13 protein-coding genes are annotated in these 16784 nt (G+C 69.4%); 8 read left to right on the plus strand and 5 right to left on the minus strand.

What is annotated here, in order from left to right:
* Window positions 1–38 precede the first annotated feature (38 nt).
* Window positions 39–1436, minus strand: coding sequence for a dihydrolipoyl dehydrogenase (lpdA, locus tag KZC56_RS14750; RefSeq protein ID WP_136031272.1), 1398 nt, complete (start codon window positions 1434–1436; stop codon window positions 39–41).
* Between the two features lie 9 nt (window positions 1437–1445).
* Window positions 1446–2096, minus strand: a complete 651-nt coding sequence (locus tag KZC56_RS14755) for a copper resistance CopC family protein (RefSeq protein ID WP_247638906.1) — start codon at window positions 2094–2096, stop codon at window positions 1446–1448.
* A 100-nt stretch (window positions 2097–2196) separates the two neighbouring features.
* On the opposite strand from KZC56_RS14755, the gene KZC56_RS14760 reads away from it, so the two are divergent.
* From KZC56_RS14760 to KZC56_RS14770, 3 genes are all read left to right on the plus strand, one after another.
* Complete coding sequence (locus tag KZC56_RS14760; protein ID WP_136031276.1) at window positions 2197–2682, plus strand: FHA domain-containing protein; 486 nt, start codon at window positions 2197–2199, stop codon at window positions 2680–2682.
* The gene (gene ftsR, locus KZC56_RS14765; protein WP_247638907.1) at window positions 2682–3368 is read left to right on the plus strand and encodes a transcriptional regulator FtsR; all 687 of its coding nucleotides are present in this window, start codon (window positions 2682–2684) and stop codon (window positions 3366–3368) included. Before KZC56_RS14760 ends, ftsR begins: the two co-directional genes overlap by 1 nt.
* Window positions 3369–3467: 99 nt before the next feature.
* On the plus strand, window positions 3468–4013 hold the full coding sequence (locus KZC56_RS14770) for a MerR family transcriptional regulator (protein WP_136031281.1): 546 nt from the start codon (window positions 3468–3470) through the stop codon (window positions 4011–4013).
* A 72-nt stretch (window positions 4014–4085) separates the two neighbouring features.
* Here KZC56_RS14770 and KZC56_RS14775 read toward each other — a convergent pair whose 3' ends face one another.
* Window positions 4086–4898, minus strand: a complete 813-nt coding sequence (locus tag KZC56_RS14775; RefSeq protein ID WP_136031283.1) for a ParA family protein — start codon at window positions 4896–4898, stop codon at window positions 4086–4088.
* Window positions 4899–4991: 93 nt separating this feature from the next.
* Here KZC56_RS14775 and KZC56_RS14780 point away from each other — a divergent pair, with 93 nt between their 5' ends.
* The 3 genes from KZC56_RS14780 to KZC56_RS14790 all read left to right on the plus strand — a co-directional run bounded on the left by KZC56_RS14780 (window position 4992) and on the right by KZC56_RS14790 (window position 10606).
* On the plus strand, window positions 4992–8399 hold the full coding sequence (locus KZC56_RS14780) for a pyruvate carboxylase (RefSeq protein ID WP_247638908.1): 3408 nt from the start codon (window positions 4992–4994) through the stop codon (window positions 8397–8399).
* A 66-nt stretch (window positions 8400–8465) separates the two neighbouring features.
* Window positions 8466–10115 carry a MinD/ParA family ATP-binding protein gene (locus tag KZC56_RS14785; protein WP_247638909.1) on the plus strand — a complete coding sequence of 550 codons (1650 nt, stop codon included), beginning with the start codon at window positions 8466–8468 and terminating at the stop codon, window positions 10113–10115.
* The gene (locus KZC56_RS14790; protein WP_136037278.1) at window positions 10115–10606 is read left to right on the plus strand and encodes a peptide deformylase; all 492 of its coding nucleotides are present in this window, start codon (window positions 10115–10117) and stop codon (window positions 10604–10606) included. The genes KZC56_RS14785 and KZC56_RS14790 overlap by 1 nt, the downstream gene beginning before the upstream one ends.
* A 54-nt stretch (window positions 10607–10660) precedes the next feature.
* Here the strand turns inward: KZC56_RS14790 and KZC56_RS14795 are convergent, their stop codons facing one another.
* Window positions 10661–12493, minus strand: coding sequence for an AMP-dependent synthetase/ligase (locus tag KZC56_RS14795; protein ID WP_136031289.1), 1833 nt, complete (start codon window positions 12491–12493; stop codon window positions 10661–10663).
* A 147-nt stretch (window positions 12494–12640) separates the two neighbouring features.
* Between KZC56_RS14795 and KZC56_RS14800 the strand changes: the two genes are divergently transcribed.
* Together KZC56_RS14800 and KZC56_RS14805 are read left to right on the plus strand one after the other, a co-directional pair.
* The gene (locus KZC56_RS14800) at window positions 12641–13330 is read left to right on the plus strand and encodes a lysophospholipid acyltransferase family protein (protein ID WP_136037280.1); all 690 of its coding nucleotides are present in this window, start codon (window positions 12641–12643) and stop codon (window positions 13328–13330) included.
* 47 nt (window positions 13331–13377) lie between these two features.
* Window positions 13378–14718: a class II 3-deoxy-7-phosphoheptulonate synthase gene (locus KZC56_RS14805; protein ID WP_136031294.1), complete on the plus strand. Its 1341-nt coding sequence runs from the start codon at window positions 13378–13380 to the stop codon at window positions 14716–14718.
* Between the two features lie 64 nt (window positions 14719–14782).
* On the opposite strand, the gene pknB is transcribed toward KZC56_RS14805, so the two are convergent.
* Entirely contained in the window at window positions 14783–16738 is a 1956-nt protein-coding gene (gene pknB / locus KZC56_RS14810) for a Stk1 family PASTA domain-containing Ser/Thr kinase (protein WP_136031296.1), read from the minus strand.
* Window positions 16739–16784 lie beyond the last annotated feature (46 nt).

The raw sequence follows: 16784 nt of genomic DNA on the forward strand, positions 1-16784 counted from the left end.
GGTCCGTGAGAGCGGCCCGGGCCTTCGTGTGCGTGCGATCAGAAGTTGATCATGTGGCCGGCGAGGCCGTGGAAGCCCTCCTGCAGGGCCTCCGACAGCGTCGGGTGCGTGTGCACGTTGCGTGCCAGCTCGAGCGCCGTGAGGTCCCACTTCTGGGCGAGCGTGAGCTCGGGCAGCAGCTCCGACACGTCGGGGCCGATCATGTGCGCACCGATGAGCTCGAGGTGCTCGGCGTCGGCGATGAGCTTGACGAAGCCGACCGGCTCGCCGAGGCCGTGCGCCTTGCCGTTGGCCATGAACGGGAACGTCGCGACCTTGATCTCGCGCCCCTCGTCCTTCGCCTGCTGCTCGGTGAGCCCGAACGACGCGACCTGCGGCGAGCAGAACGTCGCGCGCGGCATCATCCGGTAGTCGCCCAGGGTCATCGTCTCCGCGCCGCCGATGGTCTCGGCCGCGACCACGCCCTGTGCCTCGGCCACGTGGGCGAGCTGCAGCTTGGCCGTCACGTCGCCGATGGCGTAGATGCCCTCGACGTTGGTGCGCATGTGGTCGTCGATGTCGATCGCGCCGCGCTCGGTGAGTTTCACGCCCGTGTTCTCGAGCCCGAAGCCCTCGACGTTCGGGGCGAACCCGACCGACATGAGCACCTTGTCGGCCTCGATCGAGCTCTGCTGGCCGTCCTTGCCCGTGTACGACACGGTGACGGACGAGCCGTTGTCGACGACCGACTCGACCTTGGTGGAGGTGAGGATGTCGACGCCGTAGTTCTTGTACTGCTTCGTGATCTCCTTCGACACATCGGCGTCCTCGTTGGGGAGCGCACGGTCGAGGAACTCGATGATCGTGACCTTCACGCCGTAGTTCGTCATCACGTAGGCGAACTCCATGCCGATCGCGCCGGCGCCGACGATCACGATGGACTTCGGCAGCTCACGGGAGAGGATCTGCTCCTCGTACGTCACCACGTTGTCGCTCAGCTGCACGCCCGGAAGCAGACGCACCTTGGAGCCCGTCGCGATGATCGCGTTGTCGAACGTGACCTCTTCGGTCGTGCCGTCGGCTTTGGCCACCGAGATGGCCTTCGGGCCGGTGAACGTGCCGCGCCCGTCGTACTCGGTCACCTTGTTCTTCTTCATGAGGAAGTGGATGCCCTTGACGCGCCCGTCGGCCACGACGCGGCTGCGGTCGAACGCCTTGCCGTAGTCGATGGTGAAGTCGCCGGAGATGCCGAAGAAGTCGGCCTTGTGCTTCAGGGTGTGCGCGAGCTCCGCGTTCTTCAGGAGCGCCTTGGAGGGGATGCAGCCGACGTTGAGGCACACACCACCCCAGTACTTCTCCTCGATGATCGCGGTGGACAGGCCGAGCTGTGCGCTGCGAACCGCAGCGACGTATCCGCCAGGACCTGCACCAAGGATGACGACGTCGTAGTGTGGCATGCCTTAAGCCTATCGCTCGGTGGGGGCGTCGGAATCGGACGGAGCGGTGCCGCCGCGACGGCGCATCGTCAGCCACACGGCGACGCCGATCACGATCAGGACGGCGAGGACCACGAGCACCCAGATCCACGCCGATGCGCCCGCGTCGTCGGGTGCCGTCGGGGCGGGGGATGCGGGCGTCGGGGTCTGGTCGGTCGGGGCCGCGGTGGCGGGAGCGGTGGTCGCGGGGGCGGTGGTCGGCGCGTCGGTCGCTGCCTCGTCGCCGCCGGTGACCGTGAAGGAGAACTCGCCGGAGGTGGGATGACCGTCGCTGGACACGACCTTCCACACCACGTGATAGGCGCCGGCGGGGCCGCTGCCGCTGAGCGGCTGCGTGACGATCGCGCCGTCCACGGTCGCCGGCCCTTCGGTGACCGTCGCGCCGGAGGGGTCGGTCACGACCACCTCGGTCGCGCCCTCGCCGTCGATCAGCTTCGCGCTGAAGGTGAGGGTGAGCTCGGAGGGAACCGTCTCGACCGAGGAGTCCGCTGCGGGCGACGACGACACCAGGGCGTCGTGTGCCGAGGCGGAGAGGGGGGAGAAGAGCACGAGGAAGGCGGCGAGGAGGGCCGCGGCGAGGGCGATCGGGGTGGCCGGGTGGCGCAGGGCTTTGGTCTTCACCCCTCCACCCTATGAATCACCGGTATGCGACGGCTGAGTGCGAAAGCGACCTCCCCGGGGGCCTGCGGCATCCGTTAGTCTGGACAGTCAGGAGGGCACAGTGACAGACAGCGACAGCCGACCGGCCGGTGAAGCCGCCATCCATCGCTCCGGCGACCAGAAGCACGATGTGACGCAGACGTTCGGACACGACTCCGACCTGTCGTTCGTGCCGTTCGGCGTGGAGTTGACAGATGTCGAGCAGTCGGCCATCTCGGCGCTGCCCTCCGGCTCGGCTTTGCTGCTGGTCCGTTCGGGCGCCCTGGCCGGGGCACGCTACCTGCTCGACACCGACGTGACCACCGTCGGCCGCCACCCCGAGGCCGACATCTTCTTCGATGACGTGACCGTGTCTCGTCGGCATGCGGAGATCACGCGCAACGGCGCCGCGTTCGAGATCATCGACCAGCGGTCGCTCAACGGCACCTACGTGAACGGGGAGCGCGTCGACCGCAGCACGCTCACCGACGGTGCCGAGCTTCGTGTCGGCAAGTTCCGGCTGAACTTCTTCGCCTCGCCCCTCGATCGTCCGGCGGCGAACGCCTGATGGCGGCGACTTCCGCCCGCGAACGCTCGTCGTCCGCGGGCCTGCTGAGTATCGGTCAGGTGCTCGCTCGCCTCACGCCGGAGTTCCCCGACCTGACCTCCAGCAAGCTGCGGTTCCTCGAGGTGCAGGGCATCGTGCGCCCGTCGCGCACCGAGTCGGGGTACCGCAAGTTCTCGACCGCCGACATCGAGCGGCTGCGCCTCGGGCTCACGCTCCAGCGCGACCACTACCTTCCACTGAGCGTGATCCGCGAGCAGCTCGACCAGGCCGAGGCGAACGGCGATGCCGCTGCCCTCGTGCCGCCGCCGTCGATCTCACCCGCGCCGCGTCGCTACCGCCGCGATGAGCTCCTCGCTGCCGCCGGCGCCGGGCCGCAGCTGCTCAACGACGCCATCAGCACCGGCGTCATCACCGCGCAGGAGACCTATCCGGAGAACACGGTGGCGCTCCTGCGGGGACTCGTGGCGCTCGACCGGCACGGCATCGAGCCGCGTCACCTGCGTTCGCTGCGCCAAGGGGCGGAGCGGGAGGTGTCGCTGATCGAGTCGGCACTGTCGACACTGCTCCGACGCACGGACGCGCCGTCGCGCGCGCGAGCGAGCGAACTGGCTCCGGAGCTCGCGTCACGGATCGACGACGTGCGGGCGCTGTTCGTGAAGGACGCGCTGTCGCGCATCCTTTCGTAACGAACTGATTGCGACACACCTTCGGCCCCGCGCGGATGTCGTTGCCGGTGCCGGGGCACTGCTCTACCGTGGAGATAACCGTTCCAGGGAGGATTTCAGATGAATGCGGATGAGCTCGCAGGCGACCCGCGGTTCGTGACCGAACTCCTCTTCACCGACGGTCTCCCGGCCATGGACGACGAGGTCGGCTACCGCGGCGCCGTGGCCGCTCGCGCCGCCGGCATCACGTATCGCCAGCTCGACTACTGGGCCCGCACCGAGCTCGTCGTGCCCACCGTCCGTGGCGCCAGTGGCTCCGGATCGCAGCGTCTGTACGGCTTCCGTGACATCCTCGTCCTCAAGCTCGTCAAGAGCCTGCTCGACACCGGCATCTCCCTGCAGCAGATCCGCACCGCGGTGGAGGAGTTGCGCCGGGCCGGTATCCGCGACCTCGCGGGAACCACGCTCATGAGCGACGGCGCCTCGGTCTACCTCTGCACGTCCAACGACGAGGTCATCGACCTGGTCAGTCGCGGGCAGGGCGTGTTCGGCATCGCCGTCGGCAAGGTGCTCCGCGAGGTGGAGTCGACACTGGTCGCATTCGACCCGACCGCACCGGACCCCGTCGACGAACTGTCGGCACGCCGGGCGAAGCGCACCGCCTGAGCGGCGCCCCCGCACGCCAACGAAGAACGGCCACCCTCGAAGAGGATGGCCGTTTCGTCGTTCGTGCGTGCGTCAGCTCTGCGGACCGCTCTCCGGGACGGGGATCCGTCCGGTGCGGATGATGCGGTCGAGCAGCTGATCGAAGTCGGCCGCAAGCTCCTGTGCGGAGTCGCCCGGCCAGATATGCAGCGGCTTCGCCGCGCCCTGCGCCTGCTGCAGCGACGTGCGCTCGGGCAGCTGGGGGGAGAGCACGAGGGGACCGAACATGTCGCGCAGCTCCTTGATGCGGAACTGGTGCTCGATGGACTGCGGGCGCACGCGGTTCACCACGATGCCGAGCGGCTGGAGGCGAGGCGACAGGCCGCGACGGATCTCTTCGATGGCGCGCAGCGCGCGGTCGGCCGCCGCCACGGAGAAGAGCCCGGGCTCGGTCACCACCATCACGCGGTCGCTCGCCGCCCACGCGGTGCGGGTCAGCGCGTTCAGCGACGGGGCGCAGTCGATGAGCACGAGGTCGTAGTCGGCCTCCACGGCCGCCAGCGCCTCCTCGAGCTTCCAGACGTCGCGGACGCTCGGGTGCGGTCCGTCGAAGTTGATGGCGGACGGGCTGCCGATCAGCACGTCGATGGTCCCGGGGTGGACCTTGGCCCAGCCGCTGGAGGTGATCGCCTGACGGACGGTCTTCTCCTTCGGGTTGGCCAGGACGTCGGCGACGTTGAGTCGCCCGGCGACCTGGATGTCCATCCCGGTGGAGACGTCGGACTGCGGATCGAGGTCGACGACGAGCGTCCGGACGCCCCGAGCGAAAGCCGCGGAGGCCAGCCCGAGTGTCACGGTCGTCTTGCCGACGCCCCCCTTGAGAGAGCTGACGCTGAGTACGTGCACGGACACCACGTTACCTTCCCCTAGGCTGGGGGAACACTCAGCCCCGCCCATGCGCGTGCGTCGACGCCGCGCATCGAGCTCTCAGAGGTGTGCATGTTCCAGAAGATCCTTGTGGCGAATCGCGGCGAGATCGCGATCCGGGCATTCCGAGCGGCAGTGGAGGTCGGGGCCCGCACTGTCGCGGTCTTCCCCCATGAAGACCGCGGTTCGGTGCACCGGCTGAAGGCCGACGAGGCGTACGAGATCGGTGAACGCGGCCACCCCGTCCGCGCCTACCTGGGCGTCGACGAGATCATCCGCGTCGCCCGTGAGTCGGGCGCCGACGCGATCTACCCGGGTTATGGCTTCCTGTCCGAGAACCCGGAACTCGCGGAGAAGGCCGCCGCGAACGGCATCGTCTTCATCGGACCGCCCGCGAAGGTCCTGGAGATGGCCGGCAACAAGGTCGAGGCCAAGCGCCATGCGATCGAGGCCGGGGTGCCGGTGCTCCGATCGACGGAGGCCTCCGACGACGTCGACGCCCTGGTCGCGCAGGCGGAGGACATCGGGTTCCCGCTGTTCGCCAAGGCGGTGGCTGGCGGCGGCGGTCGTGGCATGCGGCGCGTCGAGACCCTCGGCGACCTCGCTCCGGCACTGGCGGAGGCGATGCGCGAGGCCGGCAGTGCCTTCGGTGACCCACGAATGTTCCTGGAGCAGGCCGTCGTGCGCCCGCGCCACATCGAGGTGCAGATCCTGGCCGACAAGACGGGCGAGACCGTGCATCTGTTCGAGCGCGACTGCTCGGTGCAGCGACGCCATCAGAAGGTCGTCGAGATCGCCCCCGCGCCGAACCTCGACGACGACGTCCGCCACGCTCTGCACGGGTACGCCGTGGCCTTCGCGCGCTCGATCGGTTATGAGAACGCCGGCACCGTCGAGTTCCTTCTGGAGACCGCGGGGGAGCGGGCCGGGGAGGTCGTGTTCATCGAGATGAACCCGCGCATCCAGGTCGAGCACACCGTGACGGAGGAGGTCACCGACGTCGACCTCGTGCAGAGCCAGCTGCGCATCGCCGCCGGCCAGACCCTGGCCGAGCTCGGTCTGCAGCAGGAGAACCTGCACCTGCGCGGTGCGGCGCTCCAGTGCCGCATCACGACGGAGGACCCGACGCAGGGCTTCCGTCCCGACACCGGGAAGATCACCACCTACCGTTCGCCCGGTGGCGCGGGGATCCGGCTCGACGGGGGAACCGTGCACCAGGGCGCGCAGATCAGCCCGCACTTCGACTCGATGCTGGCGAAGCTCACCTGCCGCGGCCGCGACTTCCCCGCGGCGGTGGCCCGTGCCCGTCGCGCGCTCGCGGAGTTCCGCATCCGCGGGGTGTCGACCAACATCCCGTTCCTGCAGGCGCTGCTCGACGACGCCGCGTTCGTGCGTGGTGACGTCAGTACCTCCTTCATCGACGAGCGCCCCGAGCTCCTGCGCGGACGCGTGTCGAAGGACCGTGGCACCAAGATCCTCAACTGGCTCGTCGACGTCACGGTCAACAAGCCGCACGGCGCGCATCCCGGGGTCGTCGACCCGGTGACGAAGCTCCCCGTGATCGACCTCGCCGCGACGCCGCCGTCCGGGTCGAGACAGCGTCTGCTCGACCTCGGCCCCGAGGGGTTCGCCCGCAGCCTCCGTGCACAGACGGCGCTCGCGATCACCGACACCACCTTCCGTGACGCGCACCAGTCGCTGCTGGCCACCCGGGTGCGCACGAAGGACCTGGTCGCCGCGGCGCCCTACCTCGCCCGGCTCACGCCCGAGCTGCTGTCGGTCGAGGCCTGGGGCGGTGCGACCTACGACGTCGCGCTGCGGTTCCTCGGCGAAGACCCGTGGGAGCGCCTCGACAAGCTGCGTGCCGCCCTGCCCAACGTGGCGATCCAGATGCTGTTGCGAGGACGCAACACGGTCGGCTACACCCCGTACCCGACCGCGGTGACACAGGCGTTCGTGGCGGAGGCGGCGGCGAGCGGCGTCGACATCTTCCGCATCTTCGACGCCCTGAACGACGTCGAGCAGATGCGTCCGGCGATCGAGGCGGTACGCAGCACGGGCACGGCCGTCGCGGAGGTCGCGCTGTGCTACACCGGCGACCTGCTCGACCCGGCGGAGGAGCTCTACACCCTCGACTACTACCTCGGCCTGGCGGATCAGATCGTCGCCGCGGGTGCCCACATCCTCGCGATCAAGGACATGGCGGGCCTGCTGCGACCGGCGGCCGCGGCGAAGCTCGTGACGGCGCTGCGCGATCGGTTCGACCTCCCCGTGCACCTGCACACCCACGACACCCCGGGCGGGCAGCTGGCGACGCTCCTCGCGGCCAGCGCGGCGGGCGTCGATGCGGTCGATGCGGCTTCCGCACCGCTGTCGGGAACCACGAGCCAGCCGTCGCTGTCGTCGCTGGTGGCCGCGCTCGCGCACACCGAGCGCGACAGCGGGCTGTCGCTCGCGGCGGTGTCCGACCTCGAGCCGTACTGGGAGGCCGTGCGGCGGCAGTATGCGCCGTTCGAGTCCGGGCTGCCGGGACCCACGGGGCGGGTCTACCACCACGAGATCCCGGGCGGTCAGCTGTCGAACCTGCGACAGCAGGCGAAGGCTCTGGGGCTGGCGGACGACTTCGAGCTCATCGAGGACATGTACGCCGCCGCCGACCGGATCCTCGGACGCGTGCCGAAGGTGACACCCTCCTCGAAGGTCGTCGGAGATCTCGCTCTGCATCTCGCCGCGGTGAAGGCCGATCCCGCCGACTTCGAAGCGAACCCGGAGAAGTACGACGTGCCGGAATCCGTCGTCGGCTTCATGGCAGGCGAGCTCGGTGACCTGCCGGGCGGGTGGCCCGAGCCGTTCCGTTCCAAGGTGCTCGCCGGGCGATCGGTGCGTGCGGGGCTGACGGCCCTCACCGCCGAGGACGAGGCGGATCTCGCCGGATCGAGCGAGCAGCGCCGTTCGCGACTGAACACGCTGCTGTTCCCGGCGCCGACCGCCGAATTCCGTGAGCGCCGCGAGCTGTTCGGCGATCTGTCCGTGCTCGACACGAGCGACTACCTGTACGGGCTCGTTCCCGGGCAGGAGCACCTGATCGAGATCGACCGCGGTGTGCAGCTGTACGTCGGGCTCGAGGCGATCGGCGACGCCGACGACAGAGGCATGCGCACCGTGATGACGACGCTGAACGGTCAGCTCCGTCCGGTGTTCGTCCGCGACCGCTCCGTGGCGGTCGACGCGCACGAGGTGGAGAAGGCCGACACGTCCGTCCCCGGTCAGGTCGCGGCACCGTTCTCCGGAGTGGTCACGCTCAAGGTCGAGGTCGGTGCGGCCGTCAGGGCCGGGGAACCGGTGGCATCGATCGAGGCGATGAAGATGGAGGCGGCCATCACCGCCCCCGTCGACGGCGTGATCGAGCGGCTTGCCATCGCCGAGACCCAGCAGGTCGACGCGGGTGATCTTTTGGTCGTCATCCGTCCGTCGCACTAATCTTGTGCGGGCGAGGCCGCGCACTGCGTTGCGCACCCGAGGCCCCGCACAGGCTTGGAGTGACACGTGACCACGAAGAAGACAGGCGACCCCGACGAGAATCCGCTGGGGGTGCTGGACGACACCGGGTCGATCGACACGGCGGGCATCGGCATCCTCGGCGGGACCGCCCAGGTGCGGGTGACGCTGCCGATCGAGGAGGACGACGACCTCGTCGATGACGGTGTCGTGGACGGCGAGGTGGTGGGGGACCTCATCATCGACGACGTCGCGGTCGAGGGCGCCCCTGTCCCGATCGCCGCTGCGGCGATCACGATCAGCTCGACGCCCGTGACCCCGCCGGTGGAAGAGGCGACGACGGCGTCGCCGGCGTCGTCCGATACGCCGCCGCCCGCCCCGGCGCCGGAGAAGCCGATCGTGAAAGCCGCGATCGACGAGGGGGCTCAGCGACCCGCCGGGTCCGAGACCGATGCGGTGCGGGAGGCGATCGTGCTCGACGACTCGTCCGCGGGCGACGAGCCCGGCTCGGACGACGTCTCCTCCCCGCACGCCGAGGAGGAGGCGGCCGCCGCCCGCTTCCTCGCGAAGGCTGGTGCGGATGCGGGGGCTGCTGCCTCCCCGTCCTCCGTCTCGCCAGGTCCATCGCCCCGGAAGGAGCCACGGATGTCCACGTCCGACAGCCGATCCGTCACCCCGTCGCCGGTGCAGCCCGCACCCGCCGCCGAGGTCACCCTCGCCTCGAAGCGCCTCGGGGAGCTCAGCGAGTCCGCGCGTGAGTCCGCCGATCTGCTGACGGCCGACCGTCTGCTCGACCCGCACCACGTCACCAAGCCCGAGCCGGAGGGCGGCTGGAGCCACTTCCTCTATACGGTGTCCGGTCGACGGATCAACATCGGTGACAGCCGACGGGCCCGCGAACGCAAGGCGCTCACGGCGCGCATCGGCGCGCCGCTGACGGGCGGTGCGCGCTTCATCCCCGTACTGTCCCGCAAGGGCGGCGTGGGCAAGACCACCATCACCGCGCTTCTCGGTATGGCTCTCGCCGATGCCCGCGAGGACCGCGTGATCGCCGTGGACGCGAACCCGGATCGCGGCACCCTCGCCGACCGGGTCGTCCGTCCGCAGCACGGCAAGTCCGTGCGCGATCTCGTCCGTATCCGTGACGAGGTGCGCGGCTACCACGACATCTCCGCGATCGTGGCTCGTGACGCGACCAGGCTCGACGTGCTCGCGTCCGACGCCGACCCCCACGTGGCCGAGGCCTTCAGCGACACCGACTACCGCGATGTCGCCGCGGTCGCCGCGCACTACTACTCGCTCGTCCTCACCGACACCGGCACCGGCATCGTGCACTCGGTGATGTCGGCCACGCTCGATCTCGCCGATCAGCTCGTGATCGTGTCGGGTCTCAGCGTCGACGAGGCACGCCTCGCGTCCGAGACGCTCACGTGGCTGGAGACCAACGGCTACACCGAGCAGGCGCGCAACGCGATCGTGGTGCTCAACCAGTCCACGCCGGGCAGCCCGCTCGTGCGCCTCAACGAGCTGCAGGCCCACTTCGCCACCCGGGTGCGCAGCGTGGTGCGGGTCCCGTACGACCCGCAGATCGCAGGCGGAGGGAGCATCGTGTTCGCGAACCTGCAGCCGGAGACCCGCACGGCTGCGCGGGAGCTCGCCGCCCTGCTCGTCGAGGGCCTGCGGGCGAAGGCCGCCTGATGGCCGTCCGCGAGATCCGCATCTTCGGCGACCCGGTCCTGCGAACGGCGTGCGCTCCGATCGATGAGATCGACGACGGCGTCCGCGCCCTGGTGGCCGACCTCGTCGACACGGTCGCGCTCCCCGGACGGGCCGGTGTGGCCGCGAACCAGATCGGCGTCGCCGTCCGGGCGTTCAGCTACAACATCGACGGCGACATCGGCTACGTCCTCAATCCCGTGCTGACCGAGGTCCGCGGGGAACCCCAGCCCACGGGGGAGGGGTGCCTGTCCGTGCCGGGCTTGTGGCACGACGCGCAGCGCCATCCGTGGGCCAGGGTCGAGGGCATCGATCTCGACGGGCAGCCTGTGGTGCTCGAGGGCGAAGGGCTGTTGGCCCAAGCGCTCCAGCACGAGACGGACCACCTCGACGGCAAGCTCTTCCTCACCCGGCTCGACCCGGAGACGCGCAAGGTCGCGATGCGGCAGGTGCGTGAGAGCTCCTGGTTCTAACCGCATGAAGAAGGGCCCCGCCGCGGCGGGGCCCTTCTTCGTCTGAGGTGCCGCTCAGCCGCCGATGGCGACGTTGGTGGTGGCGACCGGCTCGTCGTAGATCGCGGAGATCTCGTCGGCGAAGTCGTTCATGATGACGTTGCGCTTGATGGAGAGCTTCGGGGTGAGGTGGCCGGAAGCCTCCGTCCACTCCGAGTCGAGGATCGTGAACTTGCGGATCGACTCGGCCCGCGAGACCCGCTGGTTGGCCGCGTCCACCGCGCGCTGCACCTCGGCGCGCACCGCCGGGTTGGTGGAGGCGTCGGCGAGCGACATCTTCTCGTCCAGTCCGTTGTTGGCGAGCCAGGTGGGCAGCATCTCGGGGTCGAGGGTCACGAGCGCGGAGATGAACGGGCGCTGATCGCCGACGACGACCACCTGGCCGACGATCGGGTTCGCGCGGATGGGATCCTCGAGTGCGGCGGGTGCGACGTTCTTGCCGCCGGCGGTGACGATGATCTCCTTCTTCCGGCCGGTGATGGTGAGGAAGCCCTCGGAGTCGAAGCTGCCGATGTCGCCGGTGTGGAACCAGCCGCCCTCGCTGAAGGCTTCGGCGGTGGCCTCGGGGTTGTTCCAGTACTCCTTGAAGACGTTGATGCCGCGGACCTCGATCTCGCCGTCGTCCGCGAGCCGGATGCCAACGCCGGGAAGGGCGGGGCCGACGGTGCCGATCTTGGACTTGTCCGCGAGGTTCACGGTGGCCGGTGCCGTGGTCTCGGTGAGGCCGTAGCCCTCGAGGATGACGACGCCGAGGCTGTGGAAGAAGTGGCCGAGGCGGGCGCCGAGGGGAGCCGAGCCCGACACCGCGTAGACCACGTTGCCGCCCATGGCCTCGCGCAGCTTGCTGTAGACCAGCTTGTTGAAGAGCGCGAACTTGAGCTTCATGCCGAACGGGATCTTCTTGCCCTCTTCGAGGAGGCGCGAGTGCTCGATCGCGACGTCGGCGGCTGCGCGGAAGATCTTGCCCTTGCCGCCCGCTTCGGCCTTCTGCTCCGCCGAGTTGTAGACCTTCTCGAACACGCGCGGGACGGCGAGGAGGAACGTGGGCTTGAACGAGCCGAGTGCCGGCAGCAGCTGGCGCGTGTCCGGCTGATGACCCGTGCGCACGCCGGCGTGGATGTTGAGGATCGAGATGAAGCGTGCGAACACGTGCGCGGTGGTGATGAACAGCAGCGTGGAGGAGCCGGGCGTCTGCACGACCTCGTCGAGAGCCTTCGCGGCGTTGCGGGACAGCTCGACGAAGTTGCTGTGCGTGAGCACACACCCCTTGGGGCGCCCGGTCGAGCCGGAGGTGTAGATGAGGGTGGCGATGTCCGAGGCGACGGCGAGGTTGCGGCGGCGGTCGATCTCCTCGTCGGAGACGGACGCTCCCTGCGCGGTGAGGGTGTCGATCGCGCCGAGGTGCAGCTGCCAGACCTCGCGCAGCAGGGGGAGGTCGCTGCGCACCTCGTCGACGCGTGCGAAGTGCTCGGGAGACTCGACGATGAGCGCGATCGCACCGGAGTCCTCCAGGATCCACTGGATCTGGGAGGGGGAGCTGGTCTCGTAGATGGGGACCATCACCGCGCCCGCGTAGAACAGGGCGAAGTCGACCAGCGTCCACTCGTAGGTCGTCCTGGCGAGGAAGCCGACCTTCTCGCCGGGCTGGATGCCGGCGGCCGCGAAGCCCTTCGCCAGGGCGATGACCGCGGTCTGGAAGTCGGCGGCCGAGATGTCGCGCCACCCGTCGCCCTGGGGGACGGAGAAGAGGGGGCGGTCGGGCGTGGCGCGCACGCGCTCCGCGAGAAGGTCGGCGACGTTCGCGTCGGGATCGGCGGGGACGATCGCGGGGACTTCAAACTGGACCACGGCAGCTCCTTCGGTACCGGTCGGGCACGGGCGTTGGTCCGAGTCTAGGGCATGGCACCCGGTCGCGCTCAGGGTGAAACTGAGTCGCGCACGGCCTGTGCGAGCGGGGCTGGGGCGGACACCGGAGCGGCGCTAGACTTCACCTCGATGTTCTACTGGCTGATGAAGTACGTCGTGATCGGCCCCGTGGTCAAGGCGGTGTTCCGCCCCTGGATCGTGGGCCGGAAGAACGTGCCCGCGAGCGGTGCGGCGATCCTCGCCAGCAATCACCTCTCGTTCGCCGACTCCATCTTCCTTCCCCTCGTGATCGATCGGCCGATGTCGTTCCTCGCCAAGAGCGACTACTTCACCGGTCGCGGCCTCAAGGGCTGGTCGACGAAGTTCTTCATGAAGGCGACAGGACAGCTGCCCATCGACCGCTCGGGCGGCAAGGCCTCGGAGGCTTCGCTCAACACGGGACTGCAGGTGCTCGGCGGCGGCGAGCTGCTCGGCATCTATCCGGAGGGGACGCGCAGCCCCGACGGCAAGCTCTACCGCGGACGCACCGGCATCGCGCGGATGGCGCTCGAGGCGAAGGTCCCCGTGGTCCCCGTGATCATGGTCGACACCGACACCGCGATGCCGATCGGTCGACGCATTCCCCGCATCATGCGGGTCGGGATCGTGATCGGCGAGCCCCTCGACTTCTCTCGCTACGCGGGCATGGAGAACGACCGCTACATCCTGCGCTCCGTCACCGACGAGATCATGGTGGCGCTGCAGCGACTGGGTCAGCAGGAGTACGAAGACGTCTACGCTTCGACCGTAAAGGACCGCCTGCCCACCCGCGTCACATAGCCTCCGCAGCGCATCTCGGCACCGTCGCCGACCAGTAGGCTTGACGCATGCTCCCGCACCACATCGATGCCCTTGATGCCTGGCGCTCGCTTCCCATCAAGCAGCAGCCGCAGTGGCCGGACGCCGACCGCGTCGCCGACGTCTCCCGGCAGATTGCCGCTCTCCCGCCGCTGGTCTTCGCGGGCGAGGTCGACAATCTTCGCGACCGCCTCGCGCGTGCCGCCTCCGGCCAGGCTTTCCTGCTCCAGGGCGGCGACTGCGCCGAGACCTTCGCGGGCGCGACCGCGGAGCAGATCCGCAACCGCATCAAGACGGTGCTGCAGATGGCGGTGGTGCTCACCTACGGGGCGTCGATGCCGATCGTGAAGATGGGGCGCATGGCCGGGCAGTTCGCCAAGCCGCGCTCGAGCGACACCGAGACCCGTGGCGAGGTCACTCTGCCGGCGTACCGTGGCGACATCGTCAACGGCTACGACTTCACGGAGGGCTCGCGCCAGGCCGACCCCGGTCGTCTGCTGCAGGGCTACCACACGGCCGCGTCGACGCTGAACCTGATCCGCGCGTTCACGCAGGGTGGTTTCGCCGATCTGCGCGAGGTGCACTCGTGGAACAAGGGGTTCGCGCAGAACCCGGCCAACCAGCGCTACGAGCGCATGGCCGCCGAGATCGACCGGGCCATCAAGTTCATGGAGGCTGCGGGCGCCGACTTCGACGAGCTGAAGCGCGTCGAGTTCTTCACCGGCCACGAGGGCCTCCTGATGGATTACGAGCGGCCGATGACGCGCATCGACTCGCGCACGGACACCCCGTACAACACGTCCGCCCACTTCCTGTGGATCGGGGAGCGCACGCGCGAGCTCGACGGCGCGCACGTCGACTACTTCTCGAAGATCCGCAACCCGATCGGCGTCAAGCTCGGCCCGACGACGACGCCGGAGACGGCTCTCGCGCTGATCGACAAGCTCGACCCCGAGCGCGAGCCCGGACGACTGACCTTCATCACGCGCATGGGTGCCGGCAAGATCCGCGATGCGCTGCCTCCGCTGCTCGAGGCGGTCCGCGAGTCCGGCGCGCAGCCGCTGTGGGTCACCGACCCCATGCACGGCAACGGCATCACGACGCCCACGGGATACAAGACGCGGCGCTTCGATGACGTGGTCGACGAGGTGCGTGGGTTCTTCGAGGCGCACCGCTCCGTGGGCACGTTCCCGGGCGGCATCCACGTCGAGCTCACGGGCGACGACGTGACCGAGTGCCTCGGCGGCTCGGAGCAGATCGACGAGGCCGCCCTCGCGACGCGTTACGAGAGCCTGTGCGACCCGCGCCTGAACCACATGCAGTCCCTGGAGCTGGCGTTCCTCGTGGCCGAGGAGCTCGAGAAGCGCTGACGCCGCGGACACTGCATGACGAAGGGGCCGGAACATCGTTCCGGCCCCTTCGTCATGCGCCGACTCAGCCGGCGAAGCCCATCGTGAGCGTGATCGTCGCGCCCTTCCGCTGCGGGTCCGTCGGACTGTACGACTCGACGCGCGTGTTCTGATTGGCCAGCAGATCCCACACCGAGTCCGGGAGACCGGTGCCGCTCGTGTACACCCACTTGAAGCCGGCGTCACGCAGTGCCTTCGTCGCCTCGTCGCGGGAGAGCCCGGACACGTCGGGGACGTCGAAGAGCGGCGGACCCTGGGAGACGATGAGCTGCACGGTCTCGCCCGGACGCCAGGACCCCTCCTCGCCGCGCTCGGCGATACCGATGACGCGGTCCTTCCCGATCGTGTCGCTGGGCTGGTACTGGCTCTCGGCGTTGACCTTGAGGCCCTTGCTGGTGAGGGCGTCGGTCGCCTGGCTCACGGTCATGTCGCTCACATCCGGCACGGGGCCGCGCGAGATCTGGATGGTGGCGGTGTCCTTCTCGAAGACCGTGCAGCCCTCGTCGCAGCCGTAGGCGTCGCCACCCGCGCGGGGGGTGATGCGCACGTTGATGACCGAGCCGTCGGCGACGTCGGTGAAGTACTCCTCGTCGTCGGTGATCTCCAGGTTCGCCCCCTCCAGGGCCGCGCGCACCTCGTCGGCAGGCACCCCGGCCACGGCGGCGATGTCGTGCGACGCGGGTCCGGCGGAGACGACGACCGCGACCGTCGCCCCCTTGTCGAGGCGTGAGCCCTCGCCCGGATCGGTCTCGATCACGGTGCCCTTGTCGACATCGACCGAGAACTCATCGCGCTGCGTCGGCACGAATCCGGCATCGGTGAGCTCGGCGGCGGCCTGGTCGTACGTCTGACCCGCGACGGCGGGTACGGCGATGAGCGAGCCGGGGCCGGAGCCGAACCACCAGCCGACGCCGCCGGCGAGCACGGCCAGCAGCAGCACGAGAGACAGGAGGAAGGCTCCGCGGGCGCGGCGCTTGGACGCACGGCGCCGCAGGATCGTGGCGTTGTCGACCGTGCCGGCGGTGGGCGCGACAGCGTCGGGGATCACCATCGTGCCCGGCATCACCTTGGTCAGGTCGCCCGAGTCGGCGGCGCTCTGCGGGGGAACGGTCGCCCTGGTCACCGCGGGGGAGATGCCGAGCTCGCGCTCGATGTCGCGAAGGCGCTCGAGCATCTGCTGTGCATCGTCCGGCCGCTCGTCCGGCGACTTCTCGGTCGCCCACAGCACGAGCTCGTCCAGCTGCTCGGGAACGGCGGGATTGCGCACGCTGGGGCGCGGCACCGACTCCGTGGCGTGCTGGAACGCGATCTGCATCGGCTGCTCGCCCTTGTAGGGCTGCTCGCCCACGAGCATCTCGTACAGCATGATGCCGAGCGCATAGATGTCGCTGCGTGCGTCGGCCGTTCCGCGGGTGACGAGCTCCGGCGCGAGGTAGGCGATGGTGCCGAGGAGCTGCTGTCCGGTCGCGGTGTTCGCGGTCGTCGCGCGGGCCAGTCCGAAGTCGCCGATCTTGATGCGGCCGTCCTCGGCGAGCAGCACGTTCTCGGGCTTCACGTCGCGGTGCACGATCCCGGCACGGTGCGCCGCGGAGAGCCCGGCGAGCACGGCATCCATGATCGTGATGGTCTGCGCGACCGTGAGGCGTTTCTGCTCCCGGAGGAGTTCGCGCAGGGTGATGCCGGGCAGGTACTCCATCACCAGGTAGGCGAGCTCGCCGTCCTGGCCCTGGTCGAAGACGTTCACGACGTGCGGATCGGCCAGTCGTGCCGCGGCGCGCGCCTCCTGGATGAAGCGGCTCTGGAACGCGGAGTCGTCGCTGAGGTGCGCGTGCATGACCTTGAGGGCGATGCGGCGTTCGAGGCGGAGGTCCGTGGCGACGTATACCGTGGCCATCCCGCCGCGCGCGATTCGAGCTCGGACTCGGTACCGACCGTCGACGAGCCGCCCGATGAGGGGGTCGGCCTGCTGATTGGTCGTCACGTCAGAATTCTAGGGAGGATTGCCTGAAAGCCCCGGGAGCGCCTCA

The organism is Microbacterium sufflavum (assembly GCF_023091155.1).
Classification (GTDB): Bacteria; Actinomycetota; Actinomycetes; order Actinomycetales; family Microbacteriaceae; genus Microbacterium; species Microbacterium sufflavum.